Source organism: Mesorhizobium sp. M4B.F.Ca.ET.017.02.2.1, from assembly GCF_003998955.1.
Lineage (GTDB): Bacteria > Pseudomonadota > Alphaproteobacteria > Rhizobiales > Rhizobiaceae > Mesorhizobium > Mesorhizobium abyssinicae.
In genome coordinates, this window is record NZ_RZOF01000069.1 from 1 (window position 1) to 21636 (window position 21636).

Annotated in this window: 20 protein-coding genes; 12 read left to right on the forward strand and 8 right to left on the reverse strand. The window is 64.3% G+C overall.

Features of this window, described 5'->3' with window-relative positions; genetic code table 11:
• Together EN738_RS11440 and EN738_RS11445 are read left to right on the forward strand one after the other, a co-directional pair.
• On the forward strand, window positions 1–495 hold a 495-nt coding region (locus tag EN738_RS11440), incomplete at its 5' end, for an NAD(P)H-hydrate dehydratase (protein WP_189605803.1).
• Window positions 495–2495: a hypothetical protein gene (locus tag EN738_RS11445; RefSeq protein WP_127283771.1), complete on the forward strand. Its 2001-nt coding sequence runs from the start codon at window positions 495–497 to the stop codon at window positions 2493–2495. The genes EN738_RS11440 and EN738_RS11445, both read left to right, overlap by 1 nt.
• A 15-nt stretch (window positions 2496–2510) precedes the next feature.
• Here EN738_RS11445 and waaF read toward each other — a convergent pair whose 3' ends face one another.
• Window positions 2511–3533, reverse strand: a complete 1023-nt coding sequence (waaF, locus tag EN738_RS11450) for a lipopolysaccharide heptosyltransferase II (protein WP_127283772.1) — start codon at window positions 3531–3533, stop codon at window positions 2511–2513.
• 49 nt (window positions 3534–3582) lie between these two features.
• Window positions 3583–5115, reverse strand: coding sequence for an acyl-CoA carboxylase subunit beta (locus EN738_RS11455; protein WP_127283787.1), 1533 nt, complete (start codon window positions 5113–5115; stop codon window positions 3583–3585).
• A gap of 407 nt (window positions 5116–5522) precedes the next feature.
• Between EN738_RS11455 and EN738_RS11460 the strand changes: the two genes are divergently transcribed.
• Window positions 5523–6944 (forward strand): DEAD/DEAH box helicase, encoded by a 1422-nt coding sequence (locus EN738_RS11460; RefSeq protein WP_189340455.1) that lies wholly within the window; start codon window positions 5523–5525, stop codon window positions 6942–6944.
• A gap of 97 nt (window positions 6945–7041) precedes the next feature.
• On the opposite strand, the gene EN738_RS11465 is transcribed toward EN738_RS11460, so the two are convergent.
• Together EN738_RS11465 and EN738_RS11470 are read right to left on the reverse strand one after the other, a co-directional pair.
• Complete coding sequence (locus tag EN738_RS11465) at window positions 7042–8019, reverse strand: alpha/beta fold hydrolase (RefSeq protein ID WP_127283774.1); 978 nt, start codon at window positions 8017–8019, stop codon at window positions 7042–7044.
• Window positions 8020–8087: 68 nt separating this feature from the next.
• Window positions 8088–8936: an SDR family oxidoreductase gene (locus EN738_RS11470; RefSeq protein WP_127283775.1), complete on the reverse strand. Its 849-nt coding sequence runs from the start codon at window positions 8934–8936 to the stop codon at window positions 8088–8090.
• A gap of 215 nt (window positions 8937–9151) precedes the next feature.
• Here EN738_RS11470 and EN738_RS11475 point away from each other — a divergent pair, with 215 nt between their 5' ends.
• From EN738_RS11475 to EN738_RS11490, 4 genes are read left to right on the forward strand one after another with little or no spacing between them, the layout of a single operon-like run.
• Complete coding sequence (locus tag EN738_RS11475) at window positions 9152–10186, forward strand: cysteine synthase A (protein ID WP_127283776.1); 1035 nt, start codon at window positions 9152–9154, stop codon at window positions 10184–10186.
• Window positions 10186–10929 carry an alanyl-tRNA editing protein gene (locus EN738_RS11480; protein ID WP_127283777.1) on the forward strand — a complete coding sequence of 248 codons (744 nt, stop codon included), beginning with the start codon at window positions 10186–10188 and terminating at the stop codon, window positions 10927–10929. Before EN738_RS11475 ends, EN738_RS11480 begins: the two co-directional genes overlap by 1 nt.
• 34 nt (window positions 10930–10963) lie before the next feature.
• On the forward strand, window positions 10964–11815 hold the full coding sequence (sseA, locus tag EN738_RS11485) for a 3-mercaptopyruvate sulfurtransferase (RefSeq protein WP_127283778.1): 852 nt from the start codon (window positions 10964–10966) through the stop codon (window positions 11813–11815).
• A 5-nt stretch (window positions 11816–11820) separates the two neighbouring features.
• Window positions 11821–12384, forward strand: a complete 564-nt coding sequence (locus EN738_RS11490; RefSeq protein ID WP_127283779.1) for a GNAT family N-acetyltransferase — start codon at window positions 11821–11823, stop codon at window positions 12382–12384.
• Between the two features lie 12 nt (window positions 12385–12396).
• Here the strand turns inward: EN738_RS11490 and EN738_RS11495 are convergent, their stop codons facing one another.
• Window positions 12397–12807: a GFA family protein gene (locus tag EN738_RS11495; protein WP_127283780.1), complete on the reverse strand. Its 411-nt coding sequence runs from the start codon at window positions 12805–12807 to the stop codon at window positions 12397–12399.
• A 188-nt stretch (window positions 12808–12995) separates the two neighbouring features.
• On the opposite strand from EN738_RS11495, the gene EN738_RS11500 reads away from it, so the two are divergent.
• Both EN738_RS11500 and EN738_RS11505 read left to right on the forward strand, forming a co-directional pair.
• Window positions 12996–13553, forward strand: a complete 558-nt coding sequence (locus tag EN738_RS11500; protein WP_127283781.1) for an OmpA family protein — start codon at window positions 12996–12998, stop codon at window positions 13551–13553.
• A gap of 280 nt (window positions 13554–13833) precedes the next feature.
• The gene (locus EN738_RS11505; protein WP_127283782.1) at window positions 13834–14301 is read left to right on the forward strand and encodes a DUF1203 domain-containing protein; all 468 of its coding nucleotides are present in this window, start codon (window positions 13834–13836) and stop codon (window positions 14299–14301) included.
• A 367-nt stretch (window positions 14302–14668) separates the two neighbouring features.
• On the opposite strand, the gene ald is transcribed toward EN738_RS11505, so the two are convergent.
• Window positions 14669–15784 (reverse strand): alanine dehydrogenase, encoded by a 1116-nt coding sequence (gene ald, locus EN738_RS11510; protein WP_127283783.1) that lies wholly within the window; start codon window positions 15782–15784, stop codon window positions 14669–14671.
• 158 nt (window positions 15785–15942) lie between these two features.
• Between ald and EN738_RS11515 the strand changes: the two genes are divergently transcribed.
• Window positions 15943–16416, forward strand: a complete 474-nt coding sequence (locus tag EN738_RS11515) for an Lrp/AsnC family transcriptional regulator (protein ID WP_126054644.1) — start codon at window positions 15943–15945, stop codon at window positions 16414–16416.
• Between the two features lie 6 nt (window positions 16417–16422).
• Here EN738_RS11515 and EN738_RS11520 read toward each other — a convergent pair whose 3' ends face one another.
• Complete coding sequence (locus EN738_RS11520) at window positions 16423–17082, reverse strand: 5-formyltetrahydrofolate cyclo-ligase (protein WP_127283784.1); 660 nt, start codon at window positions 17080–17082, stop codon at window positions 16423–16425.
• A gap of 172 nt (window positions 17083–17254) precedes the next feature.
• Between EN738_RS11520 and EN738_RS11525 the strand changes: the two genes are divergently transcribed.
• Both EN738_RS11525 and EN738_RS11530 read left to right on the forward strand, forming a co-directional pair.
• Window positions 17255–18520: an NAD(P)/FAD-dependent oxidoreductase gene (locus EN738_RS11525; protein ID WP_127283785.1), complete on the forward strand. Its 1266-nt coding sequence runs from the start codon at window positions 17255–17257 to the stop codon at window positions 18518–18520.
• A 143-nt stretch (window positions 18521–18663) separates the two neighbouring features.
• Window positions 18664–20637, forward strand: coding sequence for a bifunctional 2',3'-cyclic-nucleotide 2'-phosphodiesterase/3'-nucleotidase (locus tag EN738_RS11530; protein ID WP_127283786.1), 1974 nt, complete (start codon window positions 18664–18666; stop codon window positions 20635–20637).
• A gap of 43 nt (window positions 20638–20680) precedes the next feature.
• Here the strand turns inward: EN738_RS11530 and EN738_RS11535 are convergent.
• Window positions 20681–21636, reverse strand: a 956-nt coding sequence (locus EN738_RS11535; protein WP_145966842.1) for a cyclopropane-fatty-acyl-phospholipid synthase family protein, incomplete at its 5' end; no start/stop codon positions are given.

Consider the following 21636-nt stretch of genomic DNA (forward strand, 5'->3'; position numbering starts at 1 on the left):
GTCCTCGATCCCGATCGCATCACCTCGCTTCGCGCTGAGCCCCCGAGCCTCTTTGAAGCAACTCACGAGCCGCACGCTCCCGCATTGGTGATGACACCGCATGAAGGTGAATTTGCTCGCCTGTTTCCGGACATTGCCGCAGACAAAAATCTCTCCAAACTAGCCAAGGCGCGCGCAGCCGCCCAGCGAGCCAATGCGGTCGTCGTCTACAAGGGCGCCGATACAGTGATTGTGGCACCGAACGGCCTCGCGGCCATCAACGGCAACGGCGCGCGATGGCTTGCCACGGCCGGGTCGGGCGACGTGCTGGCAGGCATCATCGCGGGACTTCTGGCACAAGGCATGGCAGTGTTCGCAGCGGCGGCGGCGGCGGTCTGGATCCATGCCGAGGCTGGCGGCCGCTTCGGTCCCGGGCTGATCGCGGAGGACCTGCCGCTGGCCATGGTGCCGGTGCTGCACGAACTGGTTGAAGCAAAACAGGCGGATGCCATCTGATGGGGCGGTTCGCTCTCGTCATTGCGGCTGTCGTCGCGCTGTTGGTACCGTGCGGCGCTCGCGCTGAGCAGCCGGTGACCATCGTCGACGATCCGTCCGTGCTTGCCGCGCTCGATGCCAAGGGATTCTCATTCGCCGGCGTGTTCAGCGTCGACGGCAAGGATGATTTGAAGACACTCTACGACGAGGCACCCGCCTATCACGCCATCGTCGAGATGGTGGCGGGCGATGTCGCCGGCCTGCGCGCCGAGATGAAGGCCGGCGGGCGCACCCTCTACGAGGTCACCGACGGCAATGTCGGCCGCATCATGGACATGCGCTGGCTGAAGACGGACGCGGCTCGCTTCCGCCTGGTCGGCGTCGTCAACCGGCTCGACCGGCGCGATTTCGCCACTTTGAACGGCGACAAGAGTTGCGGCGAGGTGCGCTTCATCTACCGCCTGGCCTACAGCTTCAGGAAGAACGGCAAGGTCCTGGCCTCGCGCCTGCCGTTCAATTTCAATGCCGTCTACAGCGTCGCTCCGGATGCCGACGGCGGCTGCGTCGGGGTTGCCGGGCGCTGGACGCCGCAGCTCGACGAGACCGTCGATGCCGGCTGGCTGGCCGGCGGGCCGCTGGAGCCGGAAGAACTGACCTTCAAGCAGCTCGAACTCAACGCGCAAGTGGTGCGCTTTCCCTCCGGCCAAGAGACCGAGTTCGGCGGCCAGGCCGCCTACCTCATGCGGATTTTTGGGATCGGTGGCGCCACGGTCAGCGAAAAGCCGCTGGAGAACACGCCTGACGTCGCGCGGCTGTCGGAAGATGCCGTGCTCAAGAAAAAGCTCGCCGACTATGTCCGGGCCAATGTCGGCGCGGTCGATCTCGGCGTCTATGAGATGCCGGACGAGTTCCTGGCGAAGAAGGTCATATCATGGTCGACCTTCGGCAGCGCCAGGCAGGCCAACCATCCGTTCACTTCGCTGTTCGAGCCCACGGATTTCGCCGGGCTCGACTATTCCGGGTTGAAGCTGGCGCGCACGCCGGAGGCGCTGGTCGAACGGCTGGACAATGGCGCCTGCCAGGGCTGCCATCAGGCCGGCTCCACCGCCGGCTTCCATTTCATCGGCCTCGACGACGGGACAACGTCGCCGCTCAACCGCATCGAGGTCGGCATCTCGCCGCATCTCCATGCCGAGATCACGCGGCGCGAGGCCTGGCTGCGCGCCGCGACCGAAGGCAAGGAGCCGAACCGGTTCCGTCCGCTTTCCTTTGCACCGCCGGCCGCATGGAAGGATGCCGGCGAAGTCTCCTACGTGCCGGCCGAGATGGCGATGCCGTGCCTGATGCCGGAGGACGCCGCCCGCTTCGGCCAGACCTGGCAGTGCGGCGGCGGCACCATCTGCACGCCGCTCGCCACGGCTTCGGGCGTGCGCACCAGGCTGGCGCAATGCCTGCTGCCCAAGGACAGCAAGGCGATGTTTTCCGGCCATCCGTGCCTGGCCGGCTCGATCGCCAGCAATGAAGCGCAGCCCTTCAACGACCGCTACACAATCGCCGGGCAGTTTGCGGCGTTCGCCTCCGACATTTCACGGACCGCCTACACTTGCCGGCCGCCGAAGATTGGCGTGCCGGCAGGCATCGCCTATCGCGCTTGCGACGACAAGGACCGCAGCTTCGCCGCCTTCAAGGCCGGCAAGCCGATGCCGAACGAGATCTGCGGACTGGTCGGCGGCAAGAAGTTCGATACCTGCGTGGCGACCAACAATTTCGACCAGTGTCTCGGCGGCGCGGTCAATCGCGGCAACCGGCCGGCCTGCTCGGCCGAGCATTTCTGCCGCGAGGACTATATGTGCCAGTCGCTGCCGCCGGACACGCCGGGCGCCGCCAAGGTGAAGGGCATCGGCTTCTGCTCGCCGACCTATTTCATCTTCCAGATGCGCATCGACAATCACGCAACGCCCTGGGCAAGCGCGGCACGCGCCACCATGGGGGCAGGGTTCGGAGCGGCGGGAGAAGATTAGCTGATATCAGGCGCCTCAGACACCCTGTGGGCGCGTTTGAGCCACGGCGTCCGCGAGAGCCTGAAGCACTCTTTCCTCGCTGACATCGCGTGTGTCTTCGATCCAGCTTGGCGTCGAGATCGGCGGCTCGACATATCGCACCTGATCATTGACCGGACCGGTTTCATAGGAGCGGTTCGATCCGAAGATGAGCACACATCGCCCTCCCAAAGCCGCAGCCGCATGCGCGATACCGCCATCGACACCCAGGAAGACGGTCGAGGCAGCGATCTGACACATGGCGTCGGTGATCTGCGGGGTCGATGTGAAATCCACCGCCTCCGGAAGCGCTGCTCGGATCTGGGCCGCGGCTTCGCGTTCGCGCGGGCCGCCAACAATCCACACTGACCAGCCGCGCCTCGCGTGATCGGCGGCGACCGAGATGAAACGCTCCGCCGGCCATGAGCGGAAGTTGCTGAACTCCGACGTGTAGAGCGCCAGCACTGGCCTTGCTGCGTCGATGCCGTGCCGGACGCGCCAGGCCGACAGTTCCTCAGGTGAAATCACCATTTGTGGCGGCGGCAACCGCATTCCATCAACCGGCTTCTCACCCATCATGGCGATCGCGCAGACCTGTTCGAACAGCCTCGTCTTGCGCGGTCCGAAGGCCATCAGGCTCTTTAGCCAACCGGCGGGCAGCCGGTTGATGAGACCGAACTGCAACTCGCGAGGATAGCCGATGCGCTCGCGGATGCAGGCCAACCACGGCACCAGTGCGGCCTTGGTGCTGCTGGAGAGAAGATAACAGGCGCGATAATTCTGTTCGCGAAGTCGGCGGGCCAGTTGTATGCGCTTGCCTAAACCAAGCTGCAAATGCCCCTTTTCCAGCACCCAGGCCGTCCGGACGTGCGGCATCAGCCGCGCCAAGGGCGCTGCAACCGGCGAGGTGATCAGATCGATCGGATGTCCGGGAAACTTCTCCGCAATCACCCGGATGGCCGAATGACAGCGGATGAAGTCGCCGATAGCCGGCAAGCAGAAGACGAGGATTGGGTCCAAAAGGTGGGTACCCTGTTTTCGATCCGGAGAGGGCCGCGCGACATTCAAATCACAACGGGATGTTGTCGTGCTTCTTCCAGGGGTTCTGCATGTCCTTGTTGCGCAGCATCCTCAGAGCCCGGGCGACGCGGCGGCGGGTCGAATGCGGCATGATCACCTCGTCGACATAGCCGCGTTCGGCGGCGACGAAGGGCGACAGGAAGCGATCCTCATAAGCCTTTGTATGCGCTGCTATCTTTTCCGCATTGCCGATGTCCTTGCGGTAGATGATCTCGACCGCGCCCCTGGCGCCCATCACAGCGATCTGCGCCGTCGGCCAGGCGTAGTTCATGTCGCCGCGCAGATGCTTCGACGCCATGACGTCATAGGCGCCGCCATAGGCTTTGCGGGTGATGACGGTGATCTTCGGCACGGTCGCCTCGGCATAGGCGAACAGAAGCTTGGCGCCGTGCTTGATCAGCCCGCCATATTCCTGCGCGGTGCCGGGCAGGAAGCCCGGAACATCGACGAAGGTGACGATCGGAATGGAAAAGCAGTCGCAGAAGCGCACGAAGCGCGCCGCCTTGCGGCTGGCGTCGGAATCGAGCACGCCGGCCAGCACCATCGGCTGGTTGGCGACGAAGCCTACGGTGCGGCCCTCGACCCGGCCGAAACCGGTGACGATGTTTTTCGCAAAGCTCTGCTGGATCTCGAAGAAATCGCCCTCGTCGGCGACTTTAAGGATCAATTCCTTGATATCGTAGGGTTTGTTGGCGTTGTCGGGGATCAGCCGGTCGAGCGACAGGTCGTGGTCGGTGACCGACTGGTAGCACTCGATTTCCGGGATTTCCGAGGTGTTGGAGGCGGGCAAGAGATCGACCAGCCGGCGCATCTGCAGCAGCGCCTCGACGTCGTTGTCGTAGGCGCCGTCGGCGATCGAGGATTTGGTGGTGTGGACCGAGGCGCCGCCGAGGCTCTCGGCGGTCACCGTCTCGTTGGTGACGGTCTTCACCACATCCGGCCCGGTGACGAACATGTAGGAGGTGTCGCGCACCATGAAGATGAAGTCGGTCATCGCAGGCGAGTAGACATCGCCGCCCGCGCAAGGGCCCATGATCAGCGAGATCTGCGGGATGACGCCGGAGGCCAGAACATTGCGCTGGAAGATTTCGGCATAGCCGCCGAGTGCCGCCACGCCTTCCTGGATGCGGGCGCCGCCGGCGTCGTAGAGGCCGATGATCGGCGCGCGGTTGCGCAGCGCCATCTCCTGCACCTTGATGACCTTCTCGGCATGCGCTTCCGACAGCGAGCCGCCGAACACGGTGAAGTCCTTGGCGAAGATGTAGACGGGCCGGCCATTGACCGTCCCCCAGCCGGTGACGACACCGTCGCCGGCGATCTTGGTCTTCTCCATGCCGAAATCGGTCGAGCGATGCTCGACATACATGTCGAACTCCTCGAACGAGCCCTCGTCGAGGAAGACATCGATGCGCTCGCGGGCGGTGAGCTTACCCTTCTGGTGCTGGGCGTCGATGCGGGCCTTGCCGCCGCCCATGCGGGCGATCTCGCGGCGGCGCTCGAGTTCCTTCAGCACGTCCTTCATCGCCGGTCCCCCAAACGGATAGGTGCGTTTGTCGTAAATGATGCGGGCAGGGGAGTGCAAGCGCCACTTTCGCCGCCGTTTTGCTGCATTGCAGCATGCAGCCCTTGCATTTCGAAGCGAACTCGTCCATATGCGGCGGCATAGGCGCTTGGGCCGGCATTGTCCGGCCTTCTCGACGAATGAGACTGGTTGCGTCTGTTTTCCCTCTTTCCGGTATATCGGCCTCTCTTTCCGGTACATCACAAAGTGGCGAAAAAGCCCCGAGGCATGATGCTTGCGGGCACGACAGCGCAGCCGCGCGGACGTTCCGTCCGCCGCCTTGTCGTTCCATGACAATTTTTCGACGGCAGGTTGCGCCCTGCCGCCATCGATGTTGCGGCCAGAAGGCCGCGTGAAAGAAGATTATTTTGACCAACGAAAACACAGCGGAACAGAATGGTTTCGCCGCGCTCGGGATCTCCGGCGCGCTGCTCAAGGCCACTCATGCCGCGGGCTTCACGGATCCAAAGCCGATCCAGGTCCAGGCGATCCCGCCGCAGCTGGAAGGCCGCGACATTTTCGGCATCGCCCAGACCGGTTCGGGCAAGACCGCGGCCTTCGCGCTGCCGATCCTCTCGAAGATCATCGGACTCGGCACCAAGCGCCGGCCGAAGACCACACGTGCGCTGATCCTGGCGCCGACGCGCGAGCTCGCCGTGCAGATCGAGGACACGATCAAGATCCTCGCCAAGGGCGCGCATGTCTCGACCGCGCTGGTGCTCGGCGGCGTCTCGCGCTTCAGCCAGGTGAAGAAGATCGCGCCCGGCGTCGATATCCTGATCGCCACGCCCGGCCGGCTGACCGACCTGGTGCGTGAGGGCGATCTGATCCTCGCCGACACCAAATGGCTGGTGCTCGACGAAGGCGACCGCATGCTCGACATGGGTTTCATCAACGACGTCAAGCGCATCGCCAAGGCGACCGCGCCCGACCGCCAGACGGCGCTGTTCTCGGCAACCATGCCGGACGAGATCGCCGAATTGGCCAAGGGCCTGTTGAAGACCCCAGTTCGCGTCGAAGTCGCGCCGCAAAGCACGGCGGCGGCTGAGATCGTCCAGAGCGTCGTCCTTGCCCGCACCAAGCAGAAGCGCCAGGTGCTGTCGAAGATGCTCGCCGATGAAGCGATGAAGTCCGTCATCATCTTTTCGCGCACCAAGCATGGCGCCGACAGGGTGACCAAGGATCTCGATCGTGATGGCTTCAAGGCCGCCGTCATCCATGGCAACAAGTCGCAGAACGCTCGTCAGAAGGCGCTCAACGATTTCCGTGACGGTTCGGTGCGCATCCTGGTCGCGACCGACATCGCCGCGCGCGGCATCGACGTTCCCGGCATCAGCCATGTCGTGAACTTCGACCTGCCCGACGAGGCGGAGAGCTATGTCCACCGCATCGGTCGCACCGGTCGCAACGGCAGGGACGGCATCGCCATCACGCTTTGCGATCCATCCGAGAACGCCAAGCTGCGCCAGGTGGAGCGCATCATCCGCGCCAAGCTGCCGATCACTGCCGACCATCTCGGCAGCCCCGATCCGCAGCGCGATCCCAAGGAACGGAACGAGCGCCATTTCGAGCCGGCCAATGATCGTGCCGACCACAATGGTCGCCGCGACGGCCGGCGTCCGGGCGGCGGCAACAACGGCTCCGGCAAGAAGCGGTTCGGCGGCAAGCCGAACGGCGAGCGGCCGTTTGCGGCAAAGCCGCAAGGCGAGCGTCCGGAAGGCCGCAAGCCGTTCAAGGGCAACAACAAGCGCCGCTTCGGCGGCAAGCGGCCGGCGACGCGGGCGGCTTGAAGCCTGCGGTTCGGCAAGCCTGCCTAAGCTGACTGCCGACCAGTGAATGCGAGGGCGATCGTAGCGATTGCTTCGGTCGCCCTTTTTCTTGTGACGGCTACTGCCCGGTCAGCGCCTTGACCCAGACGACGATCCGCTCCGCGAGGACGGCCGTTGTCGACGGCGACAGCGCGTCTCCGGCAATGACGTGGTTGTCGGCGTCGCCGGTGTCGTCGACCGGCACCAGCTCGTGCGGCGCGCCCCAGCGCCCGGCGATCTCGCGGGTGCGGTCTGGCCGCACCACTCTGTCCGAATCCGAAAAGATGAAGAGGGCAGGGATGGTCGCCTTTTCCACAGGCGCGGCATAGGCGAGTTCGGTCAATGCCTGCATCGGCAGTGTCGCTGCCATCGGGTATTGGTGGGTCCAGAACTTTTCATGCAGCGCGTTGCGGGTCGGGAAGCTGCGCTCCTTGCCGCCGACGAGTTCGGCGATCTGTTTGCCCCAGGGTTTGGTCAGCAGCTCCGCGCCGGACGCCTTAACGCCGAAGTTGGGCGATATAAACGCGATCGCCGCAACCCCGTCCGAGGCGCGCGGCTCTGTCGCGGCCCATGCCGCCAGCGAGCCACCCGTCGAGGTGGCAATGACGATCACCCTGTCGCCGATCGCGCGGCCGATGGCGAGCGCCTCCTCGTAGTCGTTGATCCAGGCATTGACGCTGCCCTCGGCCATCGCGGCGCCGTCCTGGCCGTGGCCGGTGAGGCGCGTGTAGAACAGGTTGGCATCAATCTCATCGGCTACGTCGTCGGGCAGCGGCCGGACCTCGCCCTTCGAGGCCGAGAAGCCATGGATGTAGACGATGGCCAGCGGCGTCTTGGCGTGAACCATCGGATTTGCCCAGATAATCTCCTTTTCCAGCCCGTCGCGGATGTTGGGCACGGCGGCCTCTTCGCGCGCCAGATAGGCCTGCGGATCGTCGCCAATGACGGAAGGGTCGAAACGGATCTTCGTGTCGACGGGCACGCGCGGGCCGAGAACAAAGGCCATGGAGAAGATGACAGCGAGCCCCAGTACCGCAAGCACGATCCGCCGCCCCATCAGAAGCTCCAAGCAACAATTCTCAACCTATGGCCGTGCCGTGTAACAGGCAATCGCCGTTCGCCAGATCAGCTCGCCTGGTCCGACGCCTGGTCGGCCGCGCCCGGCAGCTTGCGGTCGAAATTCAGCGGCCGCGCCCTCCAGCCGGTCGTGATGCCGATCACCCAGCGGCAGATCGGCCGCGGCAGAAGGCCGAGCAATTTCAGCGGCCAGCTTATGCGGTAGGGGAAGGTGACCTCGAAGCCGCCCTTCTCGATGCCGCGCACCATGCGGCGGGATGCGCGGTGGACAGGCATCAGCCCCGGCATCGGCAGCGTGTTCTTTTCCGTCAGCGGGGTGTCGACGAAGCCCGGGTTCATCACCTGAACCCTGATGTTCATCTTGTCGAAGTCGTATTTCAGCGATTCCGCCAGGATGTTGATCGCCGCCTTGGTGCCGCCATAGGCGGCGGTGGTCGGCCAGCCGGAATAGGCGGTGACCGAACCGACGAGAACGACATGGCCGCGCCCGCGCACGCGCATATGCTCGACGACAGGCACCAGGCCGTTGACGATGCCGAAATAGTTGACGTCGAAGGAGCGGCGGAAATCGCGCACCACGAGATGCTCGCCCGGCGTGGCGATGTAGTTGCCGGCGTTGAAGACCGCGAGCACGATCGGCCCCATGTCCTTCTCGATCGCGGCGGCCGTCCTTGCCATCCCCGTCTCGTCGGTGACGTCGCAAGGAAACGACTTCACATGCCCGGGCATCTGCGCCGTCTCGACGATCAGCGTGTCGATCGGATCGTCCGCGAGCGCGCTCACCGCCACGGCGTAGCCCTTCGAGGCGAGATCCTTGGCCAGTGCGCGGCCGATGCCGCTGCTGCCGCCCGTGATCCAGGCGACGCCATGCTTCGGGTTGGCCCGATAGAGTGTCATGCTAAGTCCTGCCAGTGTGTCGGTAGTGCTCTAGCGGCGAAGGAATCGAATGAAAAGAGCGCTTTTCGGCGCAAGGTTGAAATGCGTGCCGGAACACGGCATCTGAATTCAGGAGATTGCAATGCCCGAAATGCGACTGGTCCAGGCGAATTCTTGCCTTGAAACCGGGCCTTTGGGTTTCTAGGGTCTCGCCTCGCTCATACAAGGAATCCTTGATGCCCCGTTCTGTGATCGACGCGATCGGCAACACGCCCCTGATCCGCCTCAACAAGGCCTCGGAAGCAACCGGCTGCGAGATCCTGGGCAAAGCCGAGTTCATGAACCCGGGACAGTCGGTCAAGGACCGCGCCGGCCTGTTCATCATCCGCGATGCCGAGCAGCGCGGATTGCTGAGGCCGGGCGGCGTCATCGTCGAGGGCACGGCCGGCAACACCGGCATCGGCCTGACGCTGGTCGCCAAGGCGCTCGGCTATCGCACGGTGATCGTCATTCCGGACACGCAGAGCCAGGAGAAGAAGGACACGATCAAATTGCTCGGCGCCGAGCTGATCGAGGTTCCGGCAGTGCCCTACAAGAACCCCAACAACTATGTGAAGCTGTCGGGGCGCCTGGCCGAGCAATTGGCGCGCACTGAGCCGAATGGCGCGATCTGGGCCAACCAGTTCGACAACGTCGCCAACCGCGACGGCCATATCAGGACGACGGCTGAGGAGATCTGGACCCAGACAGGCGGCAAGGTCGATGGGTTCGTCTCGGCGGTCGGCTCCGGCGGGACGCTGGCCGGCGTCGGGCTCGGCCTGAAGGCCAAGAGCGGCCAAGTCAAGATTGGGCTCGCCGATCCGCTGGGCGCCGCGCTCTACAGTTTCTACACCAGCGGCGAATTGAAGGCCGAGGGCAGCTCGATCACCGAAGGCATCGGCCAGGGGCGCATCACCGCCAACCTCGAAGGCTTCAAGCCGGACTTCTCCTTCCAGATCCCGGACGAGGAGGCGCTGCCGATCGTCTTCGATCTGATCCAGGAGGAGGGGTTGTGCGTCGGCGGCTCGACCGGCATCAACATCGCCGGCGCCATCCGGCTGGCACGCGAGCTGGGACCGGGCCACACCATCGTGACGATCCTTGCCGACTACGGCACGCGCTACCAGTCGAAACTGTTCAATCCCGAATTCCTGCGCGAGAAGAACCTGCCGGTGCCGGGCTGGATGGAAGAGAAGGCCGACATTTCGGTGCCCTTCGAAAAGGTCGCGTGATGGCGCACCGGACGGAAGCTCTGTTTCGTGACGACGCCTACCTGAAGGCGAGCGAGGCGGCGGTTGTCGCGATCAACGAGCGCGGCGGCATAATCCTCGACCGGACGATCTTCTACGCAACCTCGGGCGGCCAGCCTGGCGACACCGGCAGGCTTGAGCGTGCCGACGGCAGCCCGGTCGCGATCGCCGCCACCATCACCGGCGAGACCAAGGACGAGATCATCCATGTGCCGGCGCCCGGACAAGCGGCACCCACGATCGGCGAGCGGCTCAAGCTCGCCATCGACTGGGAGCGGCGGCATCTTCTGATGCGCATGCACGCGGCCTGCCACCTGCTCACCGTCGTGTGTCCGTTCCCGATCACCGGCGCTGCCGTTTCCGAGGGCGACAGCCGCGTCGACTTCGACATTCCCGATGCCAATTTCACCAAGGAAGATGTGACGGCGAGGCTGATGGAACTGGTGCGTGCCGACCATCCGATCTTCACCCGGCTGATCACCGACGCGGAACTGGCGGCCAATCCCGGTCTTGTTAAGTCAAAGAATGTGCGCCCGCCTGTCGGCATAGGCAGGATCCGCCTCGTTTGCATCGGCGAAAATGCCTCGATCGACAGCCAGCCTTGCGGCGGCACCCATGTGAAGAGCACCGGCGAGGTCGGCGAGATCCATATCGGCAAGATCGAGAAGAAGGGCCGCGAGAACCGGCGTTTCCGCATCCGCTTCGGACCGATGCCGGCGATCTGATCGACGACACTGTTGCGAGATGGGAGGAGAAAAAATGGCCGAAGATAGTCCTTTCATCGTCGATGCGGATTGGCTGCAGCAGCGCCTTGGCGAGCCCGGCCTGACGATCATCGACGCTTCCTGGTATCTGCCGGCGCAAAACCGCGATGCACGCGCCGAATATGAGGCGGCGCATATTCCCGGCGCCCGCTTCCTCGATCAGGACGCCATTTCGGACCCCGATTCCGGGCTTCCGCATACGCTGCCGTCGCCGCAAAATTTCGCGCAGTATGTCGGCGCCATGGGCGTTTCGGCCGACGACACGATCGTGATCTATGACGGCCCGGGCTATTTCTCGGCGCCGCGCGGCTGGTGGATGTTTCGGGTCATGGGCGTCTTCCAGGTCTACATACTGAGCGGCGGCTTCGATCGCTGGAAGGCGCAGGGCCGCCCGGTGACGGCGGAGCCGACGAAGATCGCGCCCTGCATCTTCCACGCCGACTTCGATGCCGCGCGCGTCGTCGGCCTCGCCGAAATGCGCCGCATCGTCGACGGGCGAGAAAGCCAGATCGCCGATGCACGATCCGCCGGCCGTTTTGCCGGAACCGATCCGGAGCCCCGTGCCGGCATCCGCTCCGGCCATATGCCGGGCGCGCGCAGCGTGCCGGTCACGGCATTGGCCGATAACGGCGAGCTTCTGCCCAGGGATCGTTTACGCAAGGTGATCGAGGATGCCGGCATAGATCTGTCGAAGCCGGTCGTCACGTCATGCGGCTCGGGCATAACGGCGGCGGCGATCACGCTGGCGCTGGAGACGCTTGGCCACACCGACAACAGGCTTTACGACGGCTCATGGACCGAATGGGGCGGGCTTGCCGATACGCCCGTGGTGACGGGCAAGGAATGACCGTGATGGAAAACGGAGCGCTGCAGGACATCGACGTCACGGTAACGTTTCTCGAAATGCATGCGCCGCCGGCCGCGTCGCCGCCTGTCCCGTACAACCGGCAGATCGCGCTCCTGAAGACCAAGGATATTCCGCTGCATTTCTACCGCTACCTGATGGATCGGGTGGGGCGCAAATGGCATTGGGTGAACGTGCTGAGGCTGAGCGACGAGGAGCTTTCGGCCGGCCTCCACCGCGAGGATCGCGACATCAGGGTGCTCTATCTCGACGGTGCGCCGGCCGGCTTCTTCGATCTCAAGCCGCATCTGCCGGAAGAGGTGGAACTCGCCTATTTCGGCATGATGGAGCATGCGCACGGGCAAGGCATCGGCCGCTGGTTCCTGGGCGCTGCGATATCGGCTGCCTGGTCGCATGGCCCGAAGCGGGTGACTGTGCAGACCTGCACGCTCGACCACCCGGCGGCGCTGCCGCTCTACCAGAAGCTCGGCTTCACGCCGGTGGCGCAGAAGAAGGAGATCGTGCACCCGCTTTCCTTCGCCGAGCGTTCGGCGAGCGTCATGCGGCCGTAGTGTCGATGCCGCCTAGGCCACCGGCGGCGGCTGGCCCTCGAAGGTCGGCAGCGAAGTGTCGATGCAGGCCCAGGCCGGCGCCTTGGCCGTCCATATCGTCGCCGCGGGCCTGATCATATTCGGATCGTCGAGCGTGCCGGCGCGCACAAAAATCAGATGCGGGCGCGACTCCGCCTCGCTGAAGAGATGCACGCCGCAGGCTGGGCAAAAGCGCCGGTGCATCCTGTTGCCGCTGTCGGCCACGCTCTCATAGTCGCGCGTCTCGCCGGCGATCTTGATCCGCGCCGTCAGGAAGCAGACGCTCACCGCCGCGTTGCCGGCCGCGATATACTGGCAGAAGCGGCACCAGCACAGGCGCGTGGTGATCGGCTCCGCGCTGCTTTCGTAGCGGACTGCGCCGCACAGGCATCCTCCGGTGATCATGCTCGGATCCTCGCCAGGCCCCTCAACCGCTGCCGCGTTCTTCCGGGATCATCATGGCGCGGTGCGACATGTCTGGCCAGTCGGAAAACCTGGCATTTCTGTCCGTTCATCCTCGCTTCAGGCTGACTTTGCCAAGGTGTCGGCAAGATCAACGCGCCCCTCAGAAGGACGGGCCGAAGGAGAAAGACATGCTGACCCGACGTACATTTGCCGTTGCCATGATTGCGGCACTTGCCATGCCGAGCCTTGCATTTGCGCAGGCCACCACGCCTTCCGCCGCGACGATCGAGCGCCAGCTCGAGGCAGCGCCCAGGGTGAAGCTGCGCCCCAATCAGCGCGTCACCGTCCGCGAATTCAAGCGCCGGCCGGATCTCAGGCGCATGGCGCGCTCGATCGACATCCAGTCGATCAACTTCGCCTTCGGCTCGGCTGCGATCTCGGAGTCGCAATACGGCAAGATCGACAACATCGCCGATGCGCTACACCGCATCCTGCGGCGCGATCGCGGCGCCCGCATCCTGATCGAGGGCCATACCGATGCGGTCGGCTCCTTCCAGTCGAACCAGATCCTCTCGGAGCAGCGCGCCGCCTCGCTGAAGCGGACGCTGGTGCGCGAGTTCGGCGTGCCCGGCCATGCGCTCGAAACCGTCGGCTATGGCGAGGAGTTCCTGCTGGTGCCGACACAGCAGGAGAACTGGCGCAACCGCAGGGTGACCTTGCGCCGCTTCGACGACTTCATCCGGTAGCGCGCGCGTGCCGCGTTCGCCTGGATCGCCGTTCAAAAAGAGCCCGGCCTGAATGAGCCGGGCTCTTTCCATATCGCTTGATGTCCAGGGCCAACGAAGATCGCGCAAGAGGATCCGACGATGGCGATACGTGTGATAATGGCCGGCGCGACCGGCTGGGTCGGCAAGGCGCTGGTGCGCGGGCTCGACGCGCTAATCGACTGACGCTGCTTGGCAGGAATCGGGTGGGAAGCGTGCCGGGGACCGCGTAATTTCCGGTCAGCGATAGCGGAGACATGCCATGACCATCCAGTTCAAAGCGCTGCCGACCGACAATGTGAGAGCCCTGCAGCGCGGCGGGGCGGACGCGTACGGCCATACGCCGGAGCGCCAGGTTTCCGACGGCGACGGCGTGCCCTGCCGCCACTGCCTGAAGAACGTCGCCGCGGGCGATGCCTATCTCGTTTTGGCCTACCGGCCGTTTCCCGAGCTGCAGCCCTATGCCGAGACCGGGCCGATCTTCCTGCATGCGCAGGAGTGCGAACGCGCGCCGGAGGACGCGGCGCTTCCCGAACTGCTCGAGAGCAGCGACTACATCGTGCGTGGCTATGGCCGCAACGACCGCATCGTCTATGGCAGCAGCGGGGTCATCGCGACGCCGGACATCGCAGCTCGCGCCGAAACGCTGCTCGAGCGCGACGACATCGCCTACATCCATGTCCGCTCGGCGCGCAACAATTGCTACCAGTGCCGCATCGAACGCGCCTGACGCGTTCCAAAAAATATGCCCGCCGATAGGCTGGCGGGCAGTTGGGGAAAAAGCCTGCGACAGAAGAGAAAGCCGCCTACAGGCCGATGCGACTAGGCATGGTTTTCGAATGCCGAATGTGAAGTGCTTCACAAAGGCACCACGGATCTGCGTGAATGTCGGGCGAGACTGTCGTATAGCCGTCGCAATTACTTGCTAAAAGGCAAGTGTTGATCGATTGCCGACCGCGGATGGACCGGCGGCACGTCTCAACATCGAGGAAGCGGGGCTTTGGCTCCGCTTTTTTGTTGGCTAAATTGTTCCGCGCAAAGAAAAAACCGCCGGACGGAGCCGGCGGGCGACAGGAGGAACTCTCTTCGCGTGCCTGTCAGGCGGCGAGGACCGCCTTCGGCTCGACGAGCTCGTAGCCGAGCGCTTCGGCGACAGCGCGGTTGGTGATCTTGCCCTTGTGGACGTTGAGGCCGTTGCGCAGATGGTGGTCGTCGACCAGCGCCTTGAGGCCCTTGTCGGCAAGCTGCAGGCCGTAATGCAGCGTCGCATTGTTGAGGGCATGGGCCGAGGTGACCGGCACCGCGCCCGGCATGTTGGCGACGCAATAGTGGATGACGCCGTCGACCTCGTAGGTCGGCTCGGCATGGGTGGTGGCGTGCGAAGTCTCGAAGCAGCCGCCCTGATCGATGGCGACATCGACGAGAACCGCGCCCTTCTTCATGCCGGAGAGCATTTCGCGTGTGACGAGCTTCGGCGCCGCGGCGCCCGGGATCAGCACGGCGCCGACGACGATGTCTGCCGAGAAGCACTCTTCCTCCAGCGCCTCGACGGTCGAGTAGCGGGTGTGGACGCGGCCGCCGAAAATGTCGTCGAGCTGGCGCAGCCGCGGGATCGAGCGGTCGATGATGGTGACATCGGCGCCGAGGCCGGCCGCCATCTTGGCCGCATGCAGGCCGACGACGCCGCCACCGAGCACGGTGACCTTGCCGGGCAGCACGCCGGGTACGCCGCCGAGCAGCACGCCGCGGCCGCCATTGGCCTTCTGCAGCGCGGTCGCGCCGGCCTGGATCGACAGGCGGCCGGCAACTTCCGACATCGGCGCAAGCAGCGGCAGGCCGCCGCGGTCGTCGGTGACGGTTTCATAGGCGATCGCCGTGACGCCCGAAGCGAGCAGCCCCTTGGTCTGGTCCGGATCCGGAGCGAGATGGAGATAGGTGTAGAGGATCTGGCCGTCGCGCAGCTGGACCCATTCGTTGGGCTGCGGCTCCTTGACCTTGACGATCATGTCGGACTTGGCGAACACGTCGGCGGCCGTCTTGGCGATGGTCGCGCCGGCGGCGCGGTAGGCGTTGTCGTCGGCGCCGATGCCGGCGCCGGCGCCGGTCTCGACCAGCACTTCATGGCCATGCGCGACATATTCGCGGACGGAGCCAGGCGTCAGGCCGACGCGATATTCATGGTTCTTGATTTCCTTGGGGCAACCGACGCGCATTTTCTGTCTCCTGATCCGGCCCTTTGCGGGCGCGTTCCCTGTATTGGCGGAGTGAACCATGAATCGGCCCGCAAGTGTTTGCGAATGCGCTTGCGAGAACAGGCGCACTTCGATAATCGTTGCGCAAAACGTCCACATTTTCGCAGGAACCACGAAAAATGCCGCTCGACAGGATTGATATCGCCATTCTGGAGGCTTTGCAGAAAGACGGGCGGATACCCAACGCCGCGCTTGCCGAGAAGGTCGGCCTGTCGCAATCGGCGTGCTCGCGGCGGCTCGACAATCTGGAGAAGTCGGGCACGATCCGCGGCTATCACGCGCGGCTGTCCAACGCCGCGCTCGGCCACCAGATGACGGCGATCGTGCATATATCGCTGTCGGGACAGTTCGAGAAGACGCTGTCGGATTTCGAGGCGGCGATCAAGCGCTGTCCCAACGTGCTGTCCTGCCACTTGATGTCGGGCGAATACGACTACATCCTGCGCATCGCCGCGAAGGATTTGGTCGACTATGAGCGCATCCACAAGGAATGGCTGTCGGCCATGCCGCATGTGACGAAGATCAATTCGTCCTTCGCGCTGCGCGAGATCGTCGACCGGACAGCGGTCGGCTTGCGGCCGGAGATGGCCTAGGCGCCGCTAAGCGCCTGTGGCCTCCGTCACCACCTCGCTCATCGGGATGTCGTGCGGTTGCGGGTAGATGGTCGGGATGCGCTGCAGTTCGTAGCCGACGCCGATCACCAGCGGCCTGAACGGCATCGCCGCCAGCGTGCGGTCGAAGAAGCCGCCGCCGTAGCCCAGACGATATTTGCCGGGATCGATGCCAACGATCGGCGAGATGACGATGTCGGGCAGGACCGGATCGCCCACCGCGGGGATCGGGATGTTCCAGACGCCTTTCTCCAACCGGTCGCCCGGTCTGTAGGCGCGGAACACCAGCGGCTGCCCTTTCTCGATCACGACCGGCAGTGCGGTCCGCCCGCCGCGTTCGTTGATCGGCGCCATCCAGGACCGCAGATCCGGCTCGCCGCGGAAGGGCCAGTAGAGGCTGACCATGCGGCCGCCAATATCGCCGACCAGAGCGTCGAGGCCTTCGGCGATGCGCGTCGACATCGCCGCGCGGGCATCGGCGGAGACCGCAAGCCGCGCCCCGATCAGCCTTTCGCGCTCGGCCTTGCGCCAACGTCTGACATCAGTCCAGTCAGTCAGCGGCGCCAGGAACTGCGGATCGAGTTCATGCATGAAACAGGGCGGGGAGGCGTATTGGGCCGGGCCTTGCTCGTCGCGATCGTCAGCCATGCTTCACTCCTGTATTCCGGCACTGACGCTATACCTCGTGCAAACCGGTCGACATGTGCATTCACGACATCCGGCGGCGAGTCCCGGGCAATTGGACGGTCTTCCCGCTATTGTTGCAATGCACAATAATACCTAAATTGGGTGCGGTGGATTTGCTTGGCGAGGTAAGTGAATGAACGAAGCCAGCCATCATGTCGTGGTCGTCGGCGCGGGGTTCGGCGGCCTTGAATTGACCCATGCGCTGGCCGGCGCGCCGGTGCGCATCACCATGATCGACAAGCGCAACCATCACCTGTTCCAGCCGCTGCTCTACCAGGTGGCGACCACCTCGCTGGCGACCTCCGAGGTCGCCTGGCCGATCCGTCATCTGCTGCGCAAGCGCAAGAACGTGACGACGCTTCTGGGCAACGTCACCGGCGTCGACCGCACTGGCAAGCGCGTGCTGCTCGAGGATGGCAGCGCCGTTGCCTTCGACACGCTGGTGCTCGCCACCGGGGCGCGCCACGCCTATTTCGGCCATGACGAATGGGAGCCGTTCGCTCCCGGGCTGAAGACGCTGGAGGATGCCACCACCATCAGGCGCCGAATTCTGCTCGCCTTCGAGCAGGCCGAGCGCGAAACCGATGCGGCGAGGCGCCAGGCGCTGCTGACGCTGGTCATCGTCGGCGGCGGACCGACCGGCGTCGAACTTGCCGGCACCATCGCGGAACTGGCGCATGACACGCTGCGCGACGAATTCCGCAACATCGACACCAGGCAGACGCGCGTGGTGCTGATCGAGGCCGGCGATCGCATCCTCGCCAACTTCGCGCCGCAGCTCTCCGACTATGCCCAAAAGGCGCTGGAGCGGCTCGGCGTCACGGTCGAACTCGGCCGGGCGGTCACTGAGCTGGATGCGGATGGCGTTGTCTTTGGCGACAAGCGCCTGCCGGCAAAGACAATTCTGTGGGCCGCGGGCGTTGCCGCCTCGCCGGCGGCGGAATGGCTGGGAGCGAACGCCGACCGTGCGGGCAGGGTGCTGGTCGAGCCCGATCTCACCGTGCCGGGCAGCCCGGAAATCTTCGTCATCGGCGACACCGCGCATGTGTTGCGCCCGGACGGGAAACCGGTGCCTGGCGTGGCGCCTTCCGCCAAGCAAGAGGGGCGCCACGTCGCGGCGACGATCAAGGCGCGGCTCGCCGGCGATATGACAGAGCGTCCTTTCCGCTATCAACATGCCGGCGACCTGGCGACGATCGGCAAGCGCGCGGCGGCGATCGACTTCGGCTGGATCAAACTCACCGGCTGGCTTGCCTGGTGGCTGTGGGGCGTTGCCCACATCTATTTCCTGATCGGTTTCCGCAACCGGCTCGCGGTCTCGCTTAGCTGGCTATGGATCTACTTCACTGGCCAGCGCAGCGCGCGGCTGATCACCCAGGGCGACGACGACAAGGGCTGACATCGCGCGCCTCGTCTCGTTTCATCGACACGTCACCTTGTCGTGATCGACAGGCATTTCGCCGGACATGGACTCATGCGTCTTTCACCGGCAAGCTCCGCGCTCGCTGGCAGGGGTGTCGCGTTGTCGAAGAGGAGAAAACAATGTCACGACTGCCCGTCTCCCGTCGCGAATTCCTGGCCGGTGCCGCCGCCACCGGGGCGCTGATCATGCTGCATCCTTTCTCGGCCCGCGCCGCTGCCAATCAGGCGCATCTCAGGATCATGGAGACGACCGATATCCACGTGAACGTGCTGCCTTATGACTACTACGCCGACAAGGCGAACGACACGATGGGCCTGTCACGCACCGCCTCGCTGATCGACGCGGTGCGCAAGGAGGCAACCAATGCGATGCTGATCGACAATGGCGACCTTTTGCAGGGCAACCCGATGGGCGACTACATCGCCTACGAGAAGGGCCTGAAGGACGGCGACCTGCATCCGATCATGAAGGGCATGAACCTGCTCGGCTACGAGTGCTCGACGCTCGGCAACCACGAGTTCAATTACGGCCTGTCGTTCCTCGACAAGGTGCTGGCCGGCGCCAATTTCCCCTTCGTCTGCGCGAATCTCATCCGCGGCACCACGCTTGCCGCCAACCCGCGCGACGACAAGCTCTACCTCAAGCCGTATGTCATCCTCGACAGGAAGATCAAGGACGGGTCGGGCGCCGAGCAGCCGATCAGGATCGGCATCATCGGCTTCGTGCCGCCGCAGATCATGGTCTGGGACCTGAAGAACCTCGAAGGCAACGTGAAAACACGCGACATCGTCGAGGCGGCAAAGGCCTGGGTGCCTGAGATCAAGGAGGCGGGCGCCGACATCGTCATCGCGCTCTCGCATTCCGGCATCGACATCAAGCAGGGCGACATGATGGAGAACGCCTCCTTCTTCGTCGCCGGCGTCGAGGGCATCGATGCCGTCTTCACCGGTCATCAGCATCTCGTCTTCCCCGGCAAGAAGGATTTCCAGGCGCTCGATGGCGTAGACACCGGCAAGGGCACGCTGCAAGGCAAGCCGGCGGTGATGGGCGGCTTCTGGGGCTCGCATATGGGCCTAATCGATCTGCTTCTGGAGCGCGACGGCTCGAAGTGGCGGGTGGTTTCCGCGACGTCCGAGGCGCGGCCGATCTACGAGCGGGTCGACAACAAGAACAAGGCGACCGTCGGCGACGACAGGCGCATCATCGCCGCGCTCGAGCAGGACCATGAGGCGACGCTCGCCTATGTGCGCCGTCCCGTCGGCAAGACCTCGGCGCCGCTCTATTCCTATTTCGCGCTGGTGGCCGATGATCCGTCGGTGCAGATCGTCAACCAGGCGCAGAACTGGTACCTGAAGGACATACTGAAGAGCACGCAGTGGAAGGACGTGCCGCTTTTGTCGGCGGCCGCACCCTTCAAGGCGGGCGGGCGCAGCGGCGCCGACTACTACACCGACGTCCCGGTGGGCGACATCGCCATCAAAAACGTCGCCGACCTCTATCTCTATCCCAACACTGTGCGAGCCGTCGAAATCACCGGCGCGCAGGTCAAGGAATGGCTGGAGATGTCGGTCGGCATCTTCAACCGGATCGAGCCCGGCAAGGCCGACCAGCCGCTCATCAACACCGACTTCCCGTCCTACAATTTCGACGTGATCGACGGCGTCACCTACAAGATCGACCTTTCGCAACCGCCGAAATACGATGCCAAGGGCGGGTCGGCGAATGCCGGCTCCAGCCGCATCGTCGATCTGATGTTCGACGGCAAACCAATTGATCCCGCGCAGAAATTCGTCGTCGCGACCAATAATTATCGCGCCGGTGGCGGCGGCAACTTCCCGGACATCAACGCTTCGAAGATCATCTACGAGGCGCCGGACACCAACCGCGACGTGATCGTGCGCTACGTCATCAGCGAGGGCACGATCAACCCGTCGGCGGACGACAACTGGTCGTTCGCGCCGCTGCCCGGAACCAGCGTGGTGTTCGACACCGGCCCGAGGGCAAAGAATTTCATCGGGGAGGTGAAATCGCTGAAGATCGAGCCGGCGGGTGAGGGCGATGCGGGCTTCGCCAGATACCGCATCCTCCTCTGACGCGGTTCACATCTGTGTCGGGCCGGCTCTGCCGGCCAGACACTCAGGCCTTGTAGACCACCTGGCGCACATCGATGTAGCTGGCGCGGAAGCCGGCTTCGCAATAGTGCAGATAGAACTCCCAGAGCTTCTTGAAGCGCTCGTCGAAGCCGAGCGGGACGATCTTTTCCCAGGAGCCCCAGAAGCGCTGGCGCCACTCGGCGAGGGTGCGGGCATAGTCCTGCGGGAAGACGCGCTCGCGCAGATGCGCGAGGCCATGATCCTTGCCGAGAGCCTTGAGGATCGAGGGTGTCGGCAGCATGCCGCCAGGGAAGACATAGCGCTGGATGAAATCGGGGCGCGCGCGATACGCCTCGTAGGCGGCCTCGTTGATGGTGATGATCTGCAGGCCGGCCGTGCCGCCGGGCTTCAGGCAGGTCTTCATCTTGCCGAAGAACACCGGCCAGTATTTCTCGCCGACCGCCTCGAACATCTCGATCGATGCGATCCGGTCGTAAGTGCCTGTCTCGTCTCGATAATCCTGCAGCTTGATGTCGACCTTGTCGGCAAGCCCGGCTTTCTGGATACGCGCTTTCGCGAAATCATGCTGTTCGCGGCTGATGGTCAATCCGGTGACGCGGCAACCGATCTCGCGCGCGGCGAATTCGGCAAAGCCGCCCCAGCCGCAGCCGATCTCCAGCACATGGTCCTTCCTGCCGATGCCGGTATCTTTTGCCAGTGCACGATATTTGGCGGCCTGCGCGCTTTCGAGATCGTTGGCGCCCGTCGCATACAGCGCCGACGAATAGGTCATGCTCGGATCCAGCCATTTCTCATAGAAGGCGTTGCCGAGATCGTAATGCGCCGAGATGTTGCGTCGCGATCCGGTATGCGTGTTTTCGTTGAACCAATGGCGGATGCGCTGGACGGTGTTGATGAGCCAGTTGGCGCCGCCGGCGACCTTCTCGCCGAGGGCGGAATTGACCACGAACAGTTCGAGGAAGCTGGTGACGTCCGGGC

Coding starts and splice junctions, on each gene's coding strand:
- EN738_RS11445 (WP_127283771.1), top strand. CDS start 495: ATGGGGCGGTTCGCTCTCGTCATTGCGGCTGTCGTCGCGCTGTTGGTA.
- EN738_RS11455 (WP_127283787.1), bottom strand. CDS start 5,115: ATGAAGGACGTGCTGAAGGAACTCGAGCGCCGCCGCGAGATCGCCCGC.
- EN738_RS11465 (WP_127283774.1), bottom strand. CDS start 8,019: ATGGGGCGGCGGATCGTGCTTGCGGTACTGGGGCTCGCTGTCATCTTC.
- EN738_RS11470 (WP_127283775.1), bottom strand. CDS start 8,936: ATGACACTCTATCGGGCCAACCCGAAGCATGGCGTCGCCTGGATCACG.
- EN738_RS11475 (WP_127283776.1), top strand. CDS start 9,152: ATGCCCCGTTCTGTGATCGACGCGATCGGCAACACGCCCCTGATCCGC.
- EN738_RS11480 (WP_127283777.1), top strand. CDS start 10,186: ATGGCGCACCGGACGGAAGCTCTGTTTCGTGACGACGCCTACCTGAAG.
- sseA (WP_127283778.1), top strand. CDS start 10,964: ATGGCCGAAGATAGTCCTTTCATCGTCGATGCGGATTGGCTGCAGCAG.
- EN738_RS11490 (WP_127283779.1), top strand. CDS start 11,821: ATGGAAAACGGAGCGCTGCAGGACATCGACGTCACGGTAACGTTTCTC.
- EN738_RS11495 (WP_127283780.1), bottom strand. CDS start 12,807: ATGATCACCGGAGGATGCCTGTGCGGCGCAGTCCGCTACGAAAGCAGC.
- EN738_RS11500 (WP_127283781.1), top strand. CDS start 12,996: ATGCTGACCCGACGTACATTTGCCGTTGCCATGATTGCGGCACTTGCC.
- EN738_RS11505 (WP_127283782.1), top strand. CDS start 13,834: ATGACCATCCAGTTCAAAGCGCTGCCGACCGACAATGTGAGAGCCCTG.
- ald (WP_127283783.1), bottom strand. CDS start 15,784: ATGCGCGTCGGTTGCCCCAAGGAAATCAAGAACCATGAATATCGCGTC.
- EN738_RS11515 (WP_126054644.1), top strand. CDS start 15,943: ATGCCGCTCGACAGGATTGATATCGCCATTCTGGAGGCTTTGCAGAAA.
- EN738_RS11520 (WP_127283784.1), bottom strand. CDS start 17,082: ATGGCTGACGATCGCGACGAGCAAGGCCCGGCCCAATACGCCTCCCCG.
- EN738_RS11525 (WP_127283785.1), top strand. CDS start 17,255: ATGAACGAAGCCAGCCATCATGTCGTGGTCGTCGGCGCGGGGTTCGGC.
- EN738_RS11530 (WP_127283786.1), top strand. CDS start 18,664: ATGTCACGACTGCCCGTCTCCCGTCGCGAATTCCTGGCCGGTGCCGCC.